At 45.9% G+C, this 18,764-nt stretch carries 22 protein-coding genes, 1 pseudogene and 1 riboswitch; of the genes and pseudogenes, 18 read left to right on the top strand and 5 right to left on the bottom strand.

Features of this window, described 5'->3' with window-relative positions; all coding sequences use genetic code 11:
- The first annotated feature begins 7 nt into the window (after positions 1-7).
- Positions 8-1,495: an amidase family protein gene (locus J7E38_RS12330; RefSeq protein WP_214707727.1), complete on the top strand. Its 1,488-nt coding sequence runs from the start codon at positions 8-10 to the stop codon at positions 1,493-1,495.
- A gap of 24 nt (positions 1,496-1,519) precedes the next feature.
- Positions 1,520-1,654, top strand: a complete 135-nt coding sequence (locus J7E38_RS24105; protein ID WP_260983522.1) for a hypothetical protein — start codon at positions 1,520-1,522, stop codon at positions 1,652-1,654.
- A gap of 179 nt (positions 1,655-1,833) precedes the next feature.
- Here J7E38_RS24105 and J7E38_RS12325 read toward each other — a convergent pair whose 3' ends face one another.
- Positions 1,834-2,700 carry a YitT family protein gene (locus J7E38_RS12325; protein ID WP_214707725.1) on the bottom strand — a complete coding sequence of 289 codons (867 nt, stop codon included), beginning with the start codon at positions 2,698-2,700 and terminating at the stop codon, positions 1,834-1,836.
- 175 nt (positions 2,701-2,875) lie between these two features.
- Between J7E38_RS12325 and J7E38_RS23895 the strand changes: the two genes are divergently transcribed.
- The 5 genes and pseudogenes from J7E38_RS23895 (at position 2,876) to J7E38_RS12305 (ending at position 7,604) form a co-directional block, all read left to right on the top strand.
- Complete coding sequence (locus J7E38_RS23895; RefSeq protein ID WP_214707723.1) at positions 2,876-4,162, top strand: CBS domain-containing protein; 1,287 nt, start codon at positions 2,876-2,878, stop codon at positions 4,160-4,162.
- An 88-nt stretch (positions 4,163-4,250) separates the two neighbouring features.
- A riboswitch (SAM riboswitch) is annotated at positions 4,251-4,352 on the top strand.
- A 68-nt stretch (positions 4,353-4,420) separates the two neighbouring features.
- Positions 4,421-5,563 carry a trans-sulfuration enzyme family protein gene (locus J7E38_RS12315; RefSeq protein WP_214707721.1) on the top strand — a complete coding sequence of 381 codons (1,143 nt, stop codon included), beginning with the start codon at positions 4,421-4,423 and terminating at the stop codon, positions 5,561-5,563.
- Between the two features lie 90 nt (positions 5,564-5,653).
- Positions 5,654-6,001: pseudogene (locus J7E38_RS24470) on the top strand (HAMP domain-containing protein); the annotation flags it as partial.
- Entirely contained in the window at positions 5,996-6,949 is a 954-nt protein-coding gene (locus J7E38_RS12310; protein WP_483297170.1) for a methyl-accepting chemotaxis protein, read from the top strand. The pseudogene J7E38_RS24470 and the gene J7E38_RS12310, both read left to right, overlap by 6 nt.
- A 76-nt stretch (positions 6,950-7,025) precedes the next feature.
- Positions 7,026-7,604, top strand: a complete 579-nt coding sequence (locus J7E38_RS12305) for a YflT domain-containing protein (RefSeq protein WP_214707717.1) — start codon at positions 7,026-7,028, stop codon at positions 7,602-7,604.
- An 85-nt stretch (positions 7,605-7,689) separates the two neighbouring features.
- Here J7E38_RS12305 and J7E38_RS12300 read toward each other — a convergent pair whose 3' ends face one another.
- Positions 7,690-7,833: a hypothetical protein gene (locus tag J7E38_RS12300; RefSeq protein WP_214707715.1), complete on the bottom strand. Its 144-nt coding sequence runs from the start codon at positions 7,831-7,833 to the stop codon at positions 7,690-7,692.
- A gap of 123 nt (positions 7,834-7,956) precedes the next feature.
- Between J7E38_RS12300 and safA the strand changes: the two genes are divergently transcribed.
- The 7 genes from safA (at position 7,957) to J7E38_RS12265 (ending at position 12,581) form a co-directional block, all read left to right on the top strand.
- On the top strand, positions 7,957-8,565 hold the full coding sequence (gene safA / locus J7E38_RS12295; RefSeq protein WP_214707713.1) for a SafA/ExsA family spore coat assembly protein: 609 nt from the start codon (positions 7,957-7,959) through the stop codon (positions 8,563-8,565).
- 186 nt (positions 8,566-8,751) lie between these two features.
- Positions 8,752-9,096, top strand: a complete 345-nt coding sequence (locus J7E38_RS12290) for a lmo0954 family membrane protein (protein ID WP_214707711.1) — start codon at positions 8,752-8,754, stop codon at positions 9,094-9,096.
- 44 nt (positions 9,097-9,140) lie between these two features.
- Positions 9,141-9,785 carry a PspA/IM30 family protein gene (locus J7E38_RS12285; RefSeq protein WP_214707709.1) on the top strand — a complete coding sequence of 215 codons (645 nt, stop codon included), beginning with the start codon at positions 9,141-9,143 and terminating at the stop codon, positions 9,783-9,785.
- Positions 9,786-9,912: 127 nt separating this feature from the next.
- Positions 9,913-10,647 carry a cell wall-active antibiotics response protein LiaF gene (gene liaF / locus J7E38_RS12280; RefSeq protein ID WP_214707708.1) on the top strand — a complete coding sequence of 245 codons (735 nt, stop codon included), beginning with the start codon at positions 9,913-9,915 and terminating at the stop codon, positions 10,645-10,647.
- Positions 10,644-11,690 (top strand): sensor histidine kinase, encoded by a 1,047-nt coding sequence (locus J7E38_RS12275; protein ID WP_214707706.1) that lies wholly within the window; start codon positions 10,644-10,646, stop codon positions 11,688-11,690. The genes liaF and J7E38_RS12275 overlap by 4 nt, the downstream gene beginning before the upstream one ends.
- On the top strand, positions 11,683-12,315 hold the full coding sequence (locus J7E38_RS12270) for a response regulator transcription factor (protein ID WP_214707704.1): 633 nt from the start codon (positions 11,683-11,685) through the stop codon (positions 12,313-12,315). The genes J7E38_RS12275 and J7E38_RS12270 overlap by 8 nt, the downstream gene beginning before the upstream one ends.
- 83 nt (positions 12,316-12,398) lie before the next feature.
- A complete protein-coding gene (locus tag J7E38_RS12265; protein WP_214707702.1) occupies positions 12,399-12,581 on the top strand; it encodes a hypothetical protein in 183 nt (60 codons plus the stop codon).
- Positions 12,582-12,640: 59 nt separating this feature from the next.
- Here J7E38_RS12265 and J7E38_RS12260 read toward each other — a convergent pair whose 3' ends face one another.
- On the bottom strand, positions 12,641-12,835 hold the full coding sequence (locus J7E38_RS12260; protein WP_214707700.1) for a hypothetical protein: 195 nt from the start codon (positions 12,833-12,835) through the stop codon (positions 12,641-12,643).
- Positions 12,836-13,084: 249 nt separating this feature from the next.
- Here J7E38_RS12260 and J7E38_RS24100 point away from each other — a divergent pair, with 249 nt between their 5' ends.
- From J7E38_RS24100 to J7E38_RS12245, 4 genes are all read left to right on the top strand, one after another.
- Positions 13,085-13,240, top strand: a complete 156-nt coding sequence (locus J7E38_RS24100) for an RAxF-45 family protein (protein WP_283904851.1) — start codon at positions 13,085-13,087, stop codon at positions 13,238-13,240.
- Positions 13,241-13,383: 143 nt separating this feature from the next.
- Positions 13,384-15,282, top strand: a complete 1,899-nt coding sequence (gene abc-f, locus J7E38_RS12255; protein ID WP_214707698.1) for a ribosomal protection-like ABC-F family protein — start codon at positions 13,384-13,386, stop codon at positions 15,280-15,282.
- Between the two features lie 483 nt (positions 15,283-15,765).
- The gene (locus J7E38_RS12250; protein ID WP_214707697.1) at positions 15,766-17,097 is read left to right on the top strand and encodes a polysaccharide biosynthesis protein; all 1,332 of its coding nucleotides are present in this window, start codon (positions 15,766-15,768) and stop codon (positions 17,095-17,097) included.
- Positions 17,098-17,210: 113 nt separating this feature from the next.
- Positions 17,211-17,597, top strand: coding sequence for a DUF1284 domain-containing protein (locus tag J7E38_RS12245; protein WP_251030311.1), 387 nt, complete (start codon positions 17,211-17,213; stop codon positions 17,595-17,597).
- 57 nt (positions 17,598-17,654) lie between these two features.
- On the opposite strand, the gene J7E38_RS12240 is transcribed toward J7E38_RS12245, so the two are convergent.
- Complete coding sequence (locus J7E38_RS12240; RefSeq protein WP_214707693.1) at positions 17,655-18,314, bottom strand: TrkA C-terminal domain-containing protein; 660 nt, start codon at positions 18,312-18,314, stop codon at positions 17,655-17,657.
- A 90-nt stretch (positions 18,315-18,404) separates the two neighbouring features.
- Positions 18,405-18,668 (bottom strand): hypothetical protein, encoded by a 264-nt coding sequence (locus J7E38_RS12235; protein WP_144475228.1) that lies wholly within the window; start codon positions 18,666-18,668, stop codon positions 18,405-18,407.
- Between the last annotated feature and the right edge of the window lie 96 nt (positions 18,669-18,764).

The following is an 18,764-nucleotide window of genomic DNA, read 5'->3' as shown; positions in this document are numbered from 1 at the left end:
GTTGAACATGAAAAACCCACGTTTACATACATTGATGGAAGAATGGCTTCCGGAAGCGTCGATCGATGATATGCAGGGAAAAATGGAAAGCGGTGAGCTGACATCGCATGATCTTGTGCTGATGTATCAGGCGAGGATCGCTGCTTTTGATAAGACGATCCACTCTGTGCTTGAATTGAATCCAGATGCCCTGCATATCGCGGCTGCAATGGATTTGGAGCGAAAACAAAAAGGTCCAAGAAGTCCGCTGCACGGCATCCCGGTCCTGGTCAAAGACAATATCGATACAGGCGATAAAATGCATACAAGTGCCGGCTCGCTGGCCTTGAAGGATTCAATTGCCACGAAGGATTCGTTTGTTGCGTCCAAACTTCGGGAGGCTGGCGCAGTCATCCTCGGAAAAACAAATATGACTGAGTGGGCTAACTTCATGGCTAATGGCATGAAGAGCGGCTATAGTTCACGCGGAGGACAGGTGCTCAATCCTTATGGCCCTGGCAAGTTTGAGGTTGGTGGATCTAGTGCGGGTTCTGGTGCGTCGATTGCAGCGAATCTTGCGGCAGCTGCTATTGGTACGGAGACCGACGGTTCAATTTTAAATCCATCCTCGCAAAATTCATTGGTTGGCATTAAGCCGACAGTTGGCCTGGTCAGCCGCAGCGGCATCATCCCGATTGCCCACACCCAGGACACGGCAGGACCGATGGCTAGAACCGTAAAGGATGCGGTGTATCTTTTAGAAGCGATTGCCGGGCTGGATTCGCAAGATCCGGCAACAATGGTAAGTTTACCTGAATTCAACCATGACTCTCTTTTCGATAAAAAAGCATTAAAAGGAACAAAAATTGCTGTTGTCCGGGAAGAGTATATTGGCCAATGGACCGAAGAACAGGAGCAAATTTTTCAAAAAGCGGTTGAAAAACTGGAGGAGCTTGGCGCGGAAGTTATAGAAGCGGCAATCCCGGCAGCAAAAGCGAAATGGGGATACAATGTTTTAAGCTATGAATTCAAAGCTGACCTGAATGCCTACCTGAACGGATTGGCACCGAATGTTCCAGTCAGGACGCTTGCTGATGTCATTGCCTTCAACTATGAGCATGGTGAGAAAACGCTGAAATATGGCCAGCAGGTGATGCTCGGATCGGAAGCGACAAGCGGAACCTTGACGGAGGCAGAGTATCTCGAAGAACTCGAATTCAATCTTTATATGGCCAGGGAACAGGGAATTGACTATGCCCTGAAGGAATACGGAGCGGATGCGGTGCTTTTCCCGATGGATGGCTCTACGATCGGCTCAAAAGCAGGATATCCTTCGATTACAGTACCGACCGCTTACAGTGAAGAAGGAGAACCAATCGGAATCACTTTTTCGGGCACAGCCTTCAGTGAACCTTTGCTGATCAGGCTCGCCTATGCCTACGAACAGGCAACCAAGGTCCGCCGCGCACCCGAACTTGGAATAAACGCCAACGAAAAAATCCATACTACACCTTGAATCCATTAAAAGGAGCGAGGAAGCATGGGTAAGCAAAAGCTAGGCAACGGAAACGCCCAGCGCAACAACAACAAGAAAAAAGGCAATAACACACCAGAAGAGCTTGTTGAATTCACAACCGGCCAGAAAGAGAAGAAATTCAATAATCCGATTGATTAACAAAAAAGCATGTGACGGTTTTAAAGTCACATGCTTTTTGATTTCCTGATAAATGTAAAATGTAGAGATTATCGGTTATTTCGTAGAGATTCTGCATTTAAGTGTAGAGAATAATGCAAATTCCGTAGAGAATAATCCGATTTCGTAGAGAATATGTGAGCTTTTGTGGAGATTCCCTATTAATGCCCGCTGCCCTTATCAAAATTACTCCCTGATACATCGGCCACATTCTCGATCGCGACGAGTGCGTTCGGATCGATATCATCTACAACCGAGCGCAGAGTAGACAATTCAATCCGGCTGACAATAATGTAAATAATTTTCTTCGGTTCGCTTGAAAAAACGCCCTGGCCCTGAATATAGGTCATGCCGCGTCCTAATTGCTTCAACAAGGCTTCGGCGATTTCTTCCGGGACATCGGAAATGATCGTTACTGATTTTAACTCTTCCATACCCTCGACAACGACGTCAATCATCTTGAATGCAATGAAATAAGTGATGATCGAGTACATGGCTGTTTCCCAGCTGAACACGAGCAGTGCAGCCAAAAGGAAAATGAACAAGTTCATGATCATGACGATCTGCCCAACGGACACGGTGCGTTTCTTGCTGACAAGGATCGCGATGATTTCGGTGCCATCAAGCGCTCCGCCAGCGCGGATGACGAGACCGACGCCTGTTCCAAGGATGACGGCACCGATGATGGTTGCCAAAAATAAATCATCTGTTACCCGGTCATAGTGGTGGAAATAAGCTGTCGCTCCGGATAAAATAATGACGCCGTACAGCGTCCGAAGGGTGAATTTCGTTCCCATCCTCTTATATCCGATATAAAGGAAAGGCAGATTGAACAGGATCAGGAAAATACTCATCGAGACGTTGGTCAATTCCGCTGCGATAATCGAAAGGCCGATTACACCTCCATCAAGGATGGCGTTGGGGACGAGGAACATATCAAGCCCGAATGCGGCGATGATCGCCCCAATCGTAATCGTCACCAGCTGTGTAACCTCTTTTATGACTCTTTTTTTCTTCGTTGCTGCCACTGAATATCAAACCCTTTTCTATAAAAATCTACTATCTAATTGCATTGTATGTACTATACTTATTGTATCAAACTTAAAAGTCATCTGGAAATTCTACATGATATATCCATGATTAGTAAAAGTACGTTTTGGGGTAATGAGTAGGGAAGTGATTCGAAACAACGGAGGGACCATTTTGGCTAACGAAACTCAGGTTAAACATAGATCCAACAAGCAACAGACCACATCGAAAAAAAGGAAAGATCAACACAACAGAAAAACGAATAAAAATCGCGGCAACAACTCATATCTTCGCACCAATCCAAGACCGGCAGTAGACGATAACCGCCTCAAGCGTGTCGATGAGAACGTTGACGATCTGCCGAAAAAAGATACCAGCAAAACAACAAAGCAGAATAGAAGCAAAGCAACAAACCAAGATCAAGGTAAAACATCAAAACAAAGAAGCAGCAAAATAACCACTAAAGATAACAGTAAAACAACAAAACAAAACAACAGCAAAGCAACTAATCAAGATAACGGTAAAACACTAAAACAAAACAACAGCAAAGCATCAAACCAAGATAACGATAAAACACCAAATCAAAACAACAGCAAAACAACAACCCAAGCTAACGCTAAATCAACGAATCAGAACAGCACAAAAGCCACAAACCAAAACAGCGACAAATCAAAAAAACAAAACAACGGCAATGAAAAACCGCAAAAAACTTCTGATCCTCAGGCCTCTTCTGAAAACCAGGGGGTAAAGCACAAAGAACAGTCCGGCAAGTTTGAGACGGCTTTTAACCGAATCCATAAAGCGCTGAAGGAAATGGTGAAGGGGACGGACAGCGATGCGTTTGTCGAGCTGCTGTACTCTGGCTATAAGAATCATTCATTGGTCCGCAAGTATAAAAGTGAGCTGCATCAGTTTGCCAAGCTGCGGAATGCGATTGTCCATGAGCGGGTGAATGCGGACTATTATATTGCTGAGCCGCATATTGAGGTGGTTGAGCGGATTGAGGAAATCGCGAAGGAGTTCGAGAAGCCGCAGACGGCGTTATCAATCGCGACCAGTCCGGTGTTTTACTATTATGAAGATGCTTATCTTAAAGATGTGCTTAAGGTCATCAACAAGTTTGATTTTACGAGATTCCCGGTATATGACAAGGAAGATAAATATGTAGCCCTGCTGACTTCGACGGAGATCATCCAGTGGATGGCGAAGCATTTTTCCGACAGTGTCGTTCATTTTGAAAATGTTCAGATCAAAGAATTGCTGACGAAGGGGAAAAATTATTTCGTCACGTTTGTGGATGAGGAAGCATCTTTATACCATATTGAGGAATTATTCGAGCGTTACCATACGAGGGGCAAGAAGCTCCAGGCGGTCATCATCACGGAAACGGGCGACCGCCACGGAAAGCCAATCGGTGTCATCACACCATGGGATTTGCTTGACAGTGATCCCGAGGACTGACTTCACAAATCTTTTGAAAATCGTTCATTGACGAGTTTACAGCGATATTGATATACTTCAGCTAATATTATTGATTTTAAATGAATAACTCTTATCCAGAGTGGCGGAGGGACAGGCCCTGCGAAGCCCGGCAACCTTCTTTCTATTAGAAAGGTGCTAATTCCTGAAGAACGATTTCTGAAGATAAGAGAGGCTGAGCAGTTGAAACCTCTCCTTATTTGGAGAGGTTTTTATATTTTATAAAAGCAGGTGGATGAAATGAACAACAGGTTTGAAACGGAAGTACTTCATTCAGTACATACGAAGCAGCAGGGAATTAAAAGCAAGGCGACGCCGATTTACCAGACTTCGGCTTTTACTTTTAAGGATCTTGATGAACTTGAGGGTTTTTATCAGGGTGAGGGGAATTATCTGTACTCCAGGGTTGGCAATCCGAATACGGATGAACTCGGACAAGCGGTAGCGGCTCTTGAGCATGCCGAGGATGGTGTGGCAGCTTCTTCAGGCTTGGCTGCAATTTTGGCAGGTGTCCTGGCAGTGGTGAAAAGCGGCGACCATATTGTGGCCGCGGATGATGTATATGGCGGAAGCTTCCATATGCTAAAAGCAGAGCTCGAGCGCTTCGGGATTGAAACGACATTCGTGCCGTTCTCGGATTTGGGCAATGTCACAAACGCCATCAAGCCTAATACGAAGCTTCTATACACAGAGTCGATCACAAATCCGCTGCTCCGCGTTGAAAAGCTGGATGAAGTCATCGCGCTGGCAAAGAAGAGGAACCTCGTTGTATTAGTTGATAATACGTTTGCGACTCCGCTCCATGTCCGTCCATATGAGCTCGGTGCTGATCTTGTGGTCCACAGTGCGACAAAATACATTGGCGGCCATAGCGATGTCACTTCCGGCGTCATCGCTGGCAGGAAAGAACTGATTACCGAAGCACGGGCGAGAATCGTCAACCTCGGGGCGAATCTGAGTCCGTTTGAAGCATGGCTGACATGCAGGGGCTTGAAGACGCTGGCTTTAAGGATGAAGGCTCAATCTGAGAATGCGAGATTGCTTGCTGATCGTCTGCGTGAAAATAAGCAAGTCGCAAAGGTTTATTATCCATTCGCAGAAGCTGAACATGGCTTTGGGGCCATGGTATCGATCGAGCTAGCGGGGCATGTGGATACAGACCAGTTTTTCAAATCGCTTGGCTGGGTAAAAATCGTTCCGACACTGGCAGGCGTTGAAACCACCGTTTCCCACCCGCTGAAAACCTCCCATCGCGCACTCCCTCCTGAGGCGCAGGCCGAACTTGGCATCACTTATCGCCTGGTAAGGATTTCGGTCGGAATCGAGCACGGAGAGGATATCGTTTCCCAGTTTGAAGCCGCCTTGGCAAAAGCTGTTGAGTAAGATGAAAAATTTTCCGGAAATGCCGATATTATTATAGAGAGATCATTCATCCCCAGTGTTCGCGCTGGGGATTTTACAGGAGAGGATAGTATGCGGGACCTTTCGTTAAAAACAAAGGTGTTTGCCTTTTTTGGCATGTTATTTTTTGTTTATGCCATTTCGACAATGTACAATTTTTATCTGCTGAATTCATTCAAAGGAGACTCTGATACGGCCGAACTGGTATCCAGGAGTATGTACTCGACAGCCATTGCGGGATCGCTCATCTCGATAGGCTGCCTTGTTTTCATTATTATTTTATTCAAAAGGGTCTTTAAGCCCATCGATCGCCTCACACAAGCGACACAGAGAATTGTTCAGGGCGATCTGGCGGTGAAACTGGCAAGTGATTCAAGTGATGAGATTGGGAAGCTGACCTCCCATTTTGCTGAGATGATCAGTCAATTACGGCATCTCGTAGCTCAATGCCAGGATAATACGCAGGTTCTGCATGAATCTGCAAGAAAGCTATTCGAGAGTTCTCAGGTCCATGAAAATGAAAGCGAGAGAATCAAAGCTTCCATTCTTCAAGTCTCTGCCGGCGCTGAACAGCAGCAGGGCCATTCGGTTGTGCTGAGTGATATTGTTGATAATATGGTGCAAAGAATCAGCGAGATTGCTCAACTATCCAATATGATTGAAACAATGTCCATGACCAATGCTGTGAAAAGTGAAGAAGGCCAGAGACTCATCAGTGAAACGAGCAAACAGGTCGGGCACATGGATCAGATTACGAGACAGGCTGCCAGGGATGCTGAATCACTGGCTGAAAAAACGAATAAAATCGATGAGATCGTCAGTATCATTTCCGGAATTGCCAACCAAACGAATCTGCTGGCATTGAACGCGGCCATCGAAGCTGCGCGTGCCGGGGAGCAGGGGAAGGGGTTTGCTGTCGTAGCCGGTGAAGTGCGACTATTGGCTGAACAATCGCTTCAAGCATCCCGGCAGATCCAGGAAACGATCGAGGTCGTCCGCAGCGACATTAAACAAATGGTGGATGTCATGTCTGGCGGAAGCGTGGAAGTACAAAAGGGCAGCAAGTTATTCGGCAATGTCCAAATCCAATATAATGAGATGCGGGAAGGGATTCTGTCCATCCAGGATGAAATTGGCACCATCAGCCAGTACACTGCAGATTTGAATCAGCAGACAGATAAATTATTGACGATGAATCATGAAACGAATGCCATTTTGCAAACAAATGCAGCCGGAATTGCTGAAATGGCTGCAGGATTTGAAAATCAGGGAGAGACAGTCAGGGAATTGACCTTGACGGCTGAGAACCTGACACAAGTCTCTTCGTTGTTGAACAAAACCGTATCCGTCTATACTCACCGCCAATAATCGTTCGACATCAGGTTTACACCTCCTGTATGCGGGTATCTTTAAAAGGACTACTCGTCTAAAGGAGGCTTTTATTATGTTTGAACATGAAAAACATCTTGTTGGAGTATATGATAACGAGCAAGACGCAATCCAGGCCGTTGAGGACCTGAAGAGGCAAGGGTACAATACCGATGATATCTCTGTTATTAGTAAAAACGACGAAGAGGTTGATCACGTAAACGAAGCAACCGGTACAAAGACTGAGGAAGGTCTTGCTGCAGGTGCGGCAACAGGCGGCATATTGGGCGGCCTTACTGGATTACTGGCAGGCATCGGAGCACTAGCGATTCCTGGAATCGGCCCAATCGTGGCTGCAGGCCCGATTGCTGCGACACTTACAGGTGCTGCAGTAGGCGCAGGTGCCGGCGGATTGGCCGGAGCATTGATCGGAATGGGTATTCCGGAAGATGAAGCAGAACGCTATGAAGGCTATGTAAAAGAAGGTAAAATCCTTGTAGTCGTCGAGCGTGACGAGAACAGAGTTGGCCTGAACGATGGGACGACAACGACAACAGCTGGTTTGGACGGAACAAGAACGAACAACCCTGTTGATGCACCGCTCACTTCGGACAACCCTGCCAACACTCGTTTTGACAACACACGTGACTTTTAATTCATAAAAAAGGCTGCCATTTGGCAGCTTTTTTTATGGGCACAATTTAAAAAGCTGGCTGCATCAATTTAGCAGCCAGCTTTTGCTATTCTTTTTCCCTTGTATCCAGTAAATCGATCCGGCTTGCATCATCGAAATCAAAAGCAGAGGTAATGAAAAACATTAAAGTGCCGCCAAGCAGGCCGAGACAAATGACATAACCGATCGTTATAACCCATAGATATCCCATAATCCTCATTCCTCCCTTGATAAAACTATATGCATCGTTAAAGTGATGTTTTCTTGTAAGTTCAAGATTCAACTGTATATTTTTATCAAATATTCTCATCCTATCAGTTGAGGAGGAGTGGATATGGTAAAAAAGATCATACTGGCCCTTGTTTTAATGTGTATGGCTATTCCCACTGTATCGTTCGCACAGCAGGTCTATACGGTTAAGGAGGGGGACTCTTTATGGGAAATATCCGTCAGGTTCAAGGTTGGCCTTTCGGAAATCATCGGTGCTAACCCGCAATTCAAGAATCCTAGCTTGATCTATCCTGGGCAGAGGGTCAATATTCCTAATCTAAGCGCGACAAAGAGTATCGAAAGCCAGGTCATCCAGCTGACGAACCAGGAGCGGGCGAAGAATGGACTGAAGCCGCTGGCAGCCGATTGGCAGCTTTCAAGAGTTGCGCGATACAAATCTGCAGAGATGAGAGATAAAAGTTATTTTTCTCATACAAGCCCTACATACGGCAGTCCGTTCACCATGATGAGGAATTTTGGCGTCAACTACCGAAGTGCCGCTGAAAACATAGCAGCTGGGCAGAGGACTCCAAATGAAGTAGTCCAATCGTGGATGAACAGCCCCGGACATCGCAAGAATATCCTCAGCCCTGCATACACCCACATTGGCGTCGGGCATGCAACAGGCGGGAATTATGGGCATTATTGGACCCAGATGTTTATCGCAAAATAAGGAACGGAAGAAATACCCCGGTGAAGCTGTCACCAGGGTATTTTTTATGGACGGAAACGCAAGAGGGACGACCGGTCCGGTATCCTGCTAAGCCTCAGGACCTACCTTAAAATCAAGCTCAGGCACGTTATGGATTTTTTGCGGCAGAGGTAAGATGAGTACATAAGAGATAAGGAGGAATTGAACATGAAAAAAATTGGTTTACTGCTTGCCGGTTTCATCGCTGCCATGGTGCTGATGTCAAACCTTGGTCCGCTTGTTGGTCTCGGCGTAAGCTTGCTGGTGCTCTACTTTGTCATCAAGCAATTTTTAAAGACTCACTCGACAGCTGGAAAAATCGGCTGGGGAATAGCCGGGTTCATCATCCTGATGGCCACAGCTTCAAACGTACCTGCCATCCTGGGAATCGCAGCTGCATACGTCCTTTACCTTGTTTACAAGAACTGGGACAAAAAAGATGAGGCAATCAAAGAAGACAACGATCCATTCGTCAACTTCGAAAAGCAATGGGCAGAATTAAAAAATAACTAGGCTTTCGAAATACTAAATTACACGAAAAAAAGGAGAGATTGTAAATGGCTAATCTATTAACAAGAATCAAAAACACTGTTATGTCAGATCTACATGAGGCACTGGACCAGAAGGAAAAAAAGAACCCGATAGCGCTGCTGAACCAGTATCTTCGCGAATGTGAAGCAGAAACGGAAAAGGTCAGGAAGCTGCTTGAGCGTCAGGGCCAGCTGAAGGAACGGTTTGCCCGTGAATACCAGCAGGCACTTGAAATGGCAGAAAAACGGAAGCATCAGACGGAAATCGCGATGAGAGCCGGGGAAGCGGAACTTCAGGAGTTTGCCAGCAGGGAGCAGGTTCAATACGAAGAACGCGCGGCTAGGCTGAAGGAAGCGATGGAAAATGCGGGCAAGCAGCAAATGGAGCTCGAACGTAAATATGAAGACATGAAGCATCGATTGAAAGATATGCACATCCGCCGTCTCGAATTGATGGGCCGTGAAAATGTAACTCGTGCCAACTACCGGATGGACCAGGTGCTTGACCACAGCAACGGCTCCGACAAAGCCTATTCTAAGTTCACAGATATGGAAACCTACCTTGATCAGCTAGAAGAAAAGGTGAACAGCAACTATCACCGGAATACGATTGACGCAAGGATTGCTCAGCTTGAAAAAGAGTACAAAAATGAAGAAACCCATACTATTTAATAGGCAAAACATGGTATTCTATAAAGGCGCAGGCAGCTGCGCCTTTTGGATATCACCTCTTTTGAACTTCAACTTTATTCCACTCTAAACATAATCCCAAATAATTTAACGGAAGGGGGAAAACAGCATGTTGAAAAATATGAAAAATGATTATGTCAGCTGGATTGTGATTACCGGAGTCATCCTGCTTTTGCTGGAAGTTTCTTTTTTCAATGAAGGGCTGATTTTCTCCCTTTTGGCAAGTGGAGCGATGATCTACTTCGGACGCTCTTTAATGCCGAAAAAATCAGGAAAGGCACTGTTCTGGGCTGGGTTATTCTTTTTCCTGAGCAGTGTTTTCAGCATGATGACCTTCAGGTTTTTTCTGTTGGCGGTACTGATCTATCTGGTCTATCAGTATATCCAGTCAAAAAAGAAGCCCGAAATGATCACGCCAGTTTTACAAGAGCCTGAGAAGGAAATCAGCCAGGAAATGCTGATTGAAAAACCGCCGCTTTTTAAAAATCGCTTGTTTGGACATCAGGAAACGCCTTCACATGTATATGATTGGGATGATGTCAACATCCAGACCGGAATTGGCGACAACGTGATTGACTTGAGCCTGACGGTGCTGCCAAAGGGCGAGACAGTGATTTTCATTAGGAATATCATCGGGAATGTAAAGGTGTATGTGCCATATGATGTAGAAGTCACCCTCCGCCATTCATCGGTTGTCGGCTCTGCCGAAGTTTTCGGACATCAGGAAGGCAGGGTGCTGAACCAAAGCCTATTCGTGCAGACACCTGGCTATGAAGACGCTGGGCAAAAGGTGAAAATCTTTACCTCGATGATCGTCGGGAATATCGAGGTGAAACGCATATGACAACTGCCATGCGCCAAATCTTATGGGGGTTGACCTTTGGAATCATATCGTTTATTGCGCTAACACTGTCTTATTGGCTGGCTTTCCCTGCAGCTCGCTTTTCCGATTTATGGAACCGTGAGCTGATGGACATTCCGTTTGTCATCTTCACATTCAGCATCAGCGTTGTGCTTGGCATCGCGTTTGGCATGGCTTCAGGCATATACTGGCGCAAGCAGTTCAAAACGGTGGACAGCTGGCTCTTCCAGCTCGAGGAAGGGCAGCAGCCTGAAATTGAAGCAAACCAGGCATACGCAGAAATCACATCGGTCTCGAAACGTGTCAGCAAACTGTATAAACAGATCTCAGAAAAAGCGATGCTTTCACAAAGGCTCGCAACCGAAAAAGCGGAGGAGCAGGAATCGCGGATCCAGGAGATCATTTCCCAGGAGCGCAACAGGCTTGCTAGGGAGCTGCATGATTCGGTCAGCCAGCAGTTGTTTGCGGCATCGATGCTGATGTCAGCGATCAATGAAACAAAAGGACCTTCAGAGGAACGGGAAGCCAAGCAGCTGAAGATGGTCGAGGAAATGATCCATCAATCGCAGCTTGAAATGAGAGCGCTGCTTCTGCACCTCCGGCCGGTCGCGTTGAAAGGGAAGAGCCTGCAGGAAGGAATTGAGGAACTGCTGCTCGAATTAAGACAAAAAGTCACCATGAATATCAACTGGAAGGTCGAGCCGTTTCCGCTTGATAAGGGCGTTGAGGACCATCTGTTCCGGATTTTGCAGGAGTCGATTTCGAATACGCTGCGCCATGCAAAGGCGGATCAGCTGGAAGTGCTGCTGATCCATCGTGATGATAAGGTCATTTTGCGGGTGGTTGATGACGGAATGGGCTTTAATGTCGACGAAGCAAAAGCGGGATCATACGGGCTCCAGAACATGCATGAACGTGCAGGGGAAATCGGCGGGACATTGAAGATCGTAAGTGTTGAAAATAAAGGGACCAGGCTTGAGGTCAAGGTTCCAATTTTAGTGGTGGCGGGTGAGAAGAATGATTAAAGTAGTGTTTGTGGATGACCATGAAATGGTGCGGATCGGAGTATCATCGTATCTATCGGCCCAGCCGGATATCGAGGTGATCGGTGAAGCGGATAATGGCAAGTCGGGTGTCGAGATGGCGCTTGAACTGCGGCCGGATATCATCCTGATGGACCTGGTCATGAAGGAAATGGACGGCATTGAAGCGACAAGGCAGATCATTGAACAGTGGCCTGAGGCGAAAATCATCATCGTGACCAGTTTCCTCGATGATGAAAAAGTGTACCCTGCGCTTGAGGCCGGTGCGACAAGCTATATGCTAAAGACCTCGAAGGCCAGTGAAATCGCCAATGCGGTGCGGGTTACATACTCCGGCCAGCCTGTGCTTGAGCCCGAAGTGACCGGGAAGATGATGATGAAGATGCGCCAAAAGAACAGCGTCGAATTGCATGAAGAGCTGACCGAGCGCGAGATGGAAGTACTGAAGCTGATTGCCGAGGGCAAGACGAACCAGGAAATCGCCGATGAACTGTTCATCGCCTTAAAGACCGTGAAGACGCATGTCAGCAATATCTTAAGCAAACTGCAGGTGCAGGACCGCACCCAGGCAGTGATCTATGCGTTCAGGCATTCACTTGTAAAATAACGACGTTCTTTTGCAATTTCCTATTGTAAACTGAAACGAACAATAATCATACGAAAACAGCCTAAGATAAGGAGGTCCAGAGCATGGAACCATTTTTCGGGGTATTCGGCCTGTTAGGAGTATTGATTTCACTCGTCCTTCCACTGGCCATGATCATCCTGTTCGTCATGCTGGTGACAAGCACAAAAAGACAGGAAGCATTAATGAAGGAAATTCTTGAAGAGCTGAGGAAGAATCAGCCAGATAAAAGCTTTTTGAATCGATAACCATAAACACAAGCAGGAGCCATTAAAAAACAAAAAGAGGCCAATGGCCCCTGGTGAAACTAATTAGCTTTCTCTTCGATTACATCTAACTTCATAAGCATTTCGCTTAACGCAATGGATATGACTTCCCGTTCTTCAAATTCATTTGGATAATGGGAAGCACTATTTATATAGTTATGCTTTTCAGCTAACTTTTCTTTTATTTTTTTACACATCCAGAGCTGGTAATCTGAAAGTTCCACGTGTCTAAGCATTGTCACCCACTCCTTCGTTAGTTATCCTTACCCGGTGTCCAAGCTCGGTTAAACACTTTATCCACAAGAATATCAGCATGGGAAAAATTGATAAAAAGCCCATAATGACAGCTTCCAATACCATTCAATCAAACATTTGATTATTTGAATTTACAGAAAATGGGCCGCTTGCAATTCAGGAAAAACTTGCTAAAATAATTATCAGATTGTAAAATGAAACTAACTATTAAGGAACGGAGGTGAGGAGAGATGATCAAGACTGTTTTTGTACGCGGATTTTGGAATGAATTCCTATATTTTTGTCGTGCAAAATTTGCTGTTGCAGCTGTCAACGGGATACGTATGCCCTTTTTTAACAGCTCAATATCAAAAACAAACGGTACGATCATCTCTTTTCCCGCTTAGGTGAATGGGGAGGGCACACAAGTCCTCCTTTGTATTCATGGAATCTAAAAGCCAGGAGCAGAGCCATCTGCCCCTGGCTTTTTGGCGTTTACCGATAAACCAGGTTCAGGAGAAGAGGGGGATCGATTTAGGAGGAAATCATAATGATCACATGCAGTGTTAACCATATAAGCAAAATGTACGGCGGCAATTTGATATTTGAAGATCTGTCGTTTGAGATAAATGAAAAGGACCGAGTTGGCCTTGTTGGACCAAATGGGTGCGGCAAGACAACATTGCTGCGTCTTGTTGCCGGCATTGAAGAGCCGGACAATGGGCAGATTCACTGGAAGAAAGGCTTGAAGATTGGCTATCTGGCACAGATACCAGAGTATGAAGCAAGCATGACGGCGAGAGATGTTTTGGCGACAGCCTTCGATGACTTGCTGGATGTTCAGGATGAGTTGAAGCAGATGGAAATGGAGATGGCAGCAGCCGGAGAGGACTCGCATAAGCTTGAAAGGCTGCTGGCAAAATACGGCGTTCTCCAGGAGAGGTTCGCTCTTGGCGGCGGTTATGAAATGGAAGCGAATATTGACAGAGTCGCCAACGGTTTAAGAATTGCAAGCCTGCTGGATTCCAATTTCAACAGATTGAGCGGCGGAGAGAAAACAAAGGTTGGCCTGGGACTGAGCTTGCTGCGGAATCCGGAGCTGCTGCTTCTCGATGAGCCGACGAACCATCTAGATATTGTGGCTGCCGAATGGCTGGCAGAATTCCTGAAAGACTATGATGGCACCGTCATCATCATTTCCCATGACCGTTATTTTCTTGATGAAACGGCGACAAAAATCCTCGATATGGAGGATGGGGAAATCAATCTCTATCACACAAACTACTCGGGATTCGTAAAGGAAAAGGAATCGAAACTACTGCGTGAATTCCAGGCGTATGAAGAGCAGCAGCGAAAAATCAAGAAAATGAAGGAAGCGATCAAAAGGCTGAGAGACTGGGCAAACCGTTCGAATCCTCCAAGCTCGGCGCTTCATAAGCGGGCGACGAATATGGAGAGGGCGCTTGCCAGGATGGAAAAGCTTGACCGGCCAGTTTTGAACAGGAAAAAAATGAACTTTGAACTTGAGACTGGAGCTCGAAGCGGAAAAGATGTACTTGTTTTCAAGGAAGTAAAAAAGTCTTTTGGCAGCAGAGAGCTTTTTGACAGCATCCATCTGCAGCTTAAATATCAGGACAGGGCGGCGATTGTTGGCGAAAATGGCTCGGGAAAAACGACGCTGCTAAAATTCATCAGGAATGAAATGGTACCGGACCAGGGAGAAGTCCGGCTCGGCAGCAATGTCAAAATCGGCTACCTGTCTCAGCATATGGAGCTGTCGAGTAAGGATGGATCCGTACTGGACGCGTTCAGGAGTGAAGTCGTCATGAATGAGGGGGAAGCGAGGAATGTGCTCGCAGGATTCCTGTTCTATGGGCCTGACGTTTTCAAGAAGGTGTCCCAGTTGAGCGGAGGAGAACGGATGAGGCTGAGGCTCGCCCAACTGATGCATCAGGACCTCAATTTCCTGATTCTTGATGAACCGACCAACCATCTGGATATCGACTCCAGGGAGGTGCTGGAGGAAGCGCTCGAAGACTTCGAGGGAACACTGCTGGCCGTTTCCCATGACCGATACTTCCTGAATAAACTCTTTGACAAGATATACTGGCTGGAAAGCGGGGAATTGACCGAAATAACCGGCAACTACGACCGGGCGAGGGCCAAGATGGAAGAAAAACGGAAGCTGCGAGATGATGCGAGGCCAGAGGCTGAACGTCTTGTAAAAGAGCCTGTTATCAGGGAAAAGCCTGTTAAGAAAACACCTGCTGTTCCCAACGAAGATGAACTGCTCGAAAACATCGAAGCGCAGGAAGCAGCAATTGCTTCAATTGAAGACCAAATGGCCTTTGTTTCAGACTTAGCTTTATTGCAGGAGCTTCACACAAAAAAAGTAGAACTGCAAAGCAAATGCAATCAGCTTTATGAAAAGCTGGAGGAAATCTCATAGTGACACATTAAGAACTGCTGGGTGTCGGCAGTTCTTTTTTATCTTTATGAAATGCTGGAAGCCAGCAGTTTTTTTTGGGGGGACTGGAAAAAAACGCGCGGAATTTCCAATTCGCTATATAAATGAAAAAGTCGCTATAAAAATCGAAAAGTCGCTATAAAAAAAGAAAACTCGCTATAAAAAATTGAAACTCGCTATATAAATCAAAAACTCGCTATATAATTTTGAAATGTGATATCAAAAAGAAAAACTAGCTATAAAAATTTAAAATTTTCTGCTGAAAAAACCTAAACTTGTTAAAAAATCATGGTTTCGGTTATAAAACTATACTCCTTCCTATAAAATCTGCTCCCAGGCTAAGGCATCTACTGTTGAAGACGTCTGTTAAGCGTTGCTCACCGCCAATTTGCACTTTCTTTAATATTGTCCGGACTTGTCTCATATGTTTATAGGAGTAAATGAGACAGGATTGGGAGAGAAGCTATGAATACTTTTTTAAAAGGGATGTCCATCCTCGTGGTTGCTAATTTTTTTGGTGAAGTGGTGGAATTCCTGGTCAATATGATTCTCGCGCGCGAGCTTGGGGAAAGCGGGATGGGGCATTACATGACGATTTTGCCCACGATATTCCTGATCATGCTGCTGGCAAATTTTGAATTGCCCGTATCGATATCCAAGATGATTGCCGAGCATGATGAGTCGTACCATCGGAGCATGATGAGGCATGCCATTAGGCTGGCAGTGGTGTTTACAACGGTCCTGCTGATTTTGGCAGCCATCGTGCTTCCGATCATTCCGATTTTCAATGAATACCATCCAATGCTTAAATGGGTCGTCCTGTCGCTCATCCCGGTCATGACAATCACCGCGATTGCCAGGGGGTTTTTCATGGGTAAACAGGAAATGGGAAAGATCGCGATTTCGCATTTCCTGCGGCGGGCTGTCCAGCTTGTCCTGTTATCGGCTGTTTTCCAGTATTTCGAGTTTGGCAGTGAAACGGCACTGCTTGTGGCCTTTTGCACGCTTGCCGGGAGTGAACTCGTCGTCTTCCTGTATTTATTGCACCATTTCATCATGTCTTATCAAAAAATCAGGAAGGTGCCTGGTAAGCCTGTAAGCGGCGGAGAAGTCAGAAAAAATCTGGTGGAGGTGTCCGTTCCGACGACAGGCCTGCGGATTTTTCACTCTCTGACCCATGCCGTCCAGCCTTTCTTGATTAAATTTGCCATCGTCACCGCAGGACTAACACCTGAAATGGCAACTGAACAATTCGGAATGATGGCGGGGATTGCGATGACGATTGGTTTTTTTCCGGCTTTCATTGCGCATTCTTTCCTGATTATCCTGATTCCGACCGTATCAAAGGCTTATGCGGAAAAAGAGTTCCATAAGCTGCAAAAATTGCTTCAGCAGGTGATGCTGCTGACTTTGTTTTATGGCCTGCCGGCTGTAACGGCCTTTTATTTTTTGGCTGAGCCATTGACGATGACGTTTTTCCATTCGAAACAAGCCGCTGTCTTTTTGCAGCTGCTGGCACCTTACTTCCTGTTCCATTATTTTACGATCCCGATGCAGGCCTATTTGATCGGGCTCGGGCTGGTGAAGGATGCTTTTATCCATTCCGTCTATGCAACGATCGTCACCTTTGCGCTCATCTACCTGGTCGGCTCAAGGTCTGAATGGGGGATGGAGGGCGTCATCATTGGCATGAATACTGGCAGTATGGTCATCTTGCTGCTCCATTACATGACGATTTGCAAGAAGATTGGCATCACCTGGCTCTCAAGGAATACGATCAGAGATTCCCGATTGTAAAAGGATTTCGGAGATTTTCGAAGAATTAATAGTTAGAAGAATTTTTCAGGAGTGATGGTGTGGAAAAAGTATTGCGTGGGCACCATCTCCTCTGTGTGCATGGTTTCAGGGGAATGGGCTATAGTGATAAATTTGTGAAGAAAATGGAAGGGATCGTGAAGGATATCCGTGATCCTGAGCAGGACTTTTACATAAAGGTGGTTGCTGCGTTCGATGACGCCTGCATGTCATGTCCGCACCGCGGGCTTGAGATTTGCGAGGCAAGCGAGGGTTCCAATGAGCATGTTTTATCGATGGACGGGAAAGTCATCCGCCATTTAGGACTTGTACCCGGCGAGCGCTATTTAAAGTCGGAGCTTGTAAATTGGACCGCTGAAAAAGTTGAACCTGATGACCTTGATGAACTTTGTAAAAACTGCTCCTGGCTGCAGTATGGTGTCTGCAAGGAAGGAATTGCGCAGCTTCGCGAGAAGAACAGCGCAAGCATCTCAATGGAATAGAGCTTGAAAGAACCATAAAAGATGCCTGACCAGTGTTTGCAGCATACAAGCACAGTGTCAGGCATCTTTAAATTTTTCTTCGATTTTAGGGTTATTGCCGTATAAAACAAGTTTGTCACCTGGCTCCAATTTCGTCTCATGTGCTTTGTTGCGGATATTGATTTCGCCTCTTTTAATGAATAACAGAATAATATCGTCTTCCATATCGACAATATCATCGAAGGTCATATCAGCGAAGCGCGAATCTTCATTAATGGCAATCTCCCTGACCTCATCGTCTTCTTCCATTACAAGGACATCGCTGATCGGCAAATCAGCCAGTTCATAGTTTTCTTTTAGCTCGCTCTTCAGTTTCCCGGACATCAAATGCTGCACCAGCGGCGCTCGCAATATTAACAAAAGGACCAACAGCCCGCCGGCAACATAGGCGATTTCCATTGTATAAAATTCATCCTCTAATATTTTGCTGATGGCCGAGATGATGACTGCCAGCGAGAAAGCTCCGAACAAAATCAGAAATGCGCCCAACCGTCTCCTGACAGGATGGTCAATGATCAGCTCAGATTCCCCTGTTGTAAATCCAGTTCCGGTTAACATCGAGATGACCTGGAATCTGGCTACTTTTCGCTCCAAACCAGTCGCCACAAAAATGGACGTATTAATCTCAATCACGGTAAAAACGATGAACAGGTATATGAAAATGAATAGAATGCCCATGACCTCCATCCCCCCTCGTACTATCTAGTATTGATTGCCGAGGTGCGATTTAAACAAAAATAGACCGGGGAAGCCATTCCCCGGACAATTTTATCGTTGTTCCTGAAGATTCTCGTTGTAATAATTCACACCGTACATGGCGCCTTCACTGACCATCTTGTTGTCTTCAACATCCAACGGGTCAGGGTTGCCTGCTTTTTGTACCGGTAAGACATCTGTCTTCGAAGGCATCACTTTTTCTTTCACTTGCGTAGCCATCTCGGTAAGTTTTGTTTTATTTTCCGGCTTCATTGCCATCCAAAGGGCTGCAGCTCCAACACCTAACATGACAGCATTTTTCGTTTTGGTTTGCATTGTTTTTCCCTCCTGTATTAATTTTGAATTTGCTATTGTCTATATTCGTATTTACCCGCCCAATAAAATTCAGAAACATTTTTAAAATGGAAGGCC

Origin of the sequence: Bacillus sp. ISL-35 (genome assembly GCF_018613355.1) — a bacterium.
Classification (GTDB): domain Bacteria; phylum Bacillota; class Bacilli; order Bacillales; family Cytobacillaceae; genus Mesobacillus.
This window is presented reverse-complemented; position numbering and strand designations above follow the sequence as displayed.

Excerpts from the sequence above, each read along its gene's own strand:
- J7E38_RS12315 (WP_214707721.1), top strand. The coding sequence starts at position 4,421 with ATGAACAACAGGTTTGAAACGGAAGTACTTCATTCAGTACATACGAAG.
- J7E38_RS12275 (WP_214707706.1), top strand. The coding sequence starts at position 10,644 with ATGACAACTGCCATGCGCCAAATCTTATGGGGGTTGACCTTTGGAATC.
- J7E38_RS12240 (WP_214707693.1), bottom strand. The coding sequence starts at position 18,314 with ATGGGCATTCTATTCATTTTCATATACCTGTTCATCGTTTTTACCGTG.
- liaF (WP_214707708.1), top strand. The coding sequence starts at position 9,913 with ATGTTGAAAAATATGAAAAATGATTATGTCAGCTGGATTGTGATTACC.
- J7E38_RS12300 (WP_214707715.1), bottom strand. The coding sequence starts at position 7,833 with ATGGGATATCTATGGGTTATAACGATCGGTTATGTCATTTGTCTCGGC.
- J7E38_RS12285 (WP_214707709.1), top strand. The coding sequence starts at position 9,141 with ATGGCTAATCTATTAACAAGAATCAAAAACACTGTTATGTCAGATCTA.
- J7E38_RS12310 (WP_483297170.1), top strand. The coding sequence starts at position 5,996 with ATGATCAGTCAATTACGGCATCTCGTAGCTCAATGCCAGGATAATACG.
- J7E38_RS12235 (WP_144475228.1), bottom strand. The coding sequence starts at position 18,668 with ATGCAAACCAAAACGAAAAATGCTGTCATGTTAGGTGTTGGAGCTGCA.
- safA (WP_214707713.1), top strand. The coding sequence starts at position 7,957 with ATGGTAAAAAAGATCATACTGGCCCTTGTTTTAATGTGTATGGCTATT.
- J7E38_RS24105 (WP_260983522.1), top strand. The coding sequence starts at position 1,520 with ATGGGTAAGCAAAAGCTAGGCAACGGAAACGCCCAGCGCAACAACAAC.
- J7E38_RS24100 (WP_283904851.1), top strand. The coding sequence starts at position 13,085 with ATGATCAAGACTGTTTTTGTACGCGGATTTTGGAATGAATTCCTATAT.
- J7E38_RS12305 (WP_214707717.1), top strand. The coding sequence starts at position 7,026 with ATGTTTGAACATGAAAAACATCTTGTTGGAGTATATGATAACGAGCAA.
- J7E38_RS12245 (WP_251030311.1), top strand. The coding sequence starts at position 17,211 with ATGGGCTATAGTGATAAATTTGTGAAGAAAATGGAAGGGATCGTGAAG.
- J7E38_RS12290 (WP_214707711.1), top strand. The coding sequence starts at position 8,752 with ATGAAAAAAATTGGTTTACTGCTTGCCGGTTTCATCGCTGCCATGGTG.
- J7E38_RS12270 (WP_214707704.1), top strand. The coding sequence starts at position 11,683 with ATGATTAAAGTAGTGTTTGTGGATGACCATGAAATGGTGCGGATCGGA.
- J7E38_RS12330 (WP_214707727.1), top strand. The coding sequence starts at position 8 with ATGAAAAACCCACGTTTACATACATTGATGGAAGAATGGCTTCCGGAA.
- abc-f (WP_214707698.1), top strand. The coding sequence starts at position 13,384 with ATGATCACATGCAGTGTTAACCATATAAGCAAAATGTACGGCGGCAAT.
- J7E38_RS12260 (WP_214707700.1), bottom strand. The coding sequence starts at position 12,835 with ATGCTTAGACACGTGGAACTTTCAGATTACCAGCTCTGGATGTGTAAA.
- J7E38_RS12250 (WP_214707697.1), top strand. The coding sequence starts at position 15,766 with ATGAATACTTTTTTAAAAGGGATGTCCATCCTCGTGGTTGCTAATTTT.
- J7E38_RS12265 (WP_214707702.1), top strand. The coding sequence starts at position 12,399 with ATGGAACCATTTTTCGGGGTATTCGGCCTGTTAGGAGTATTGATTTCA.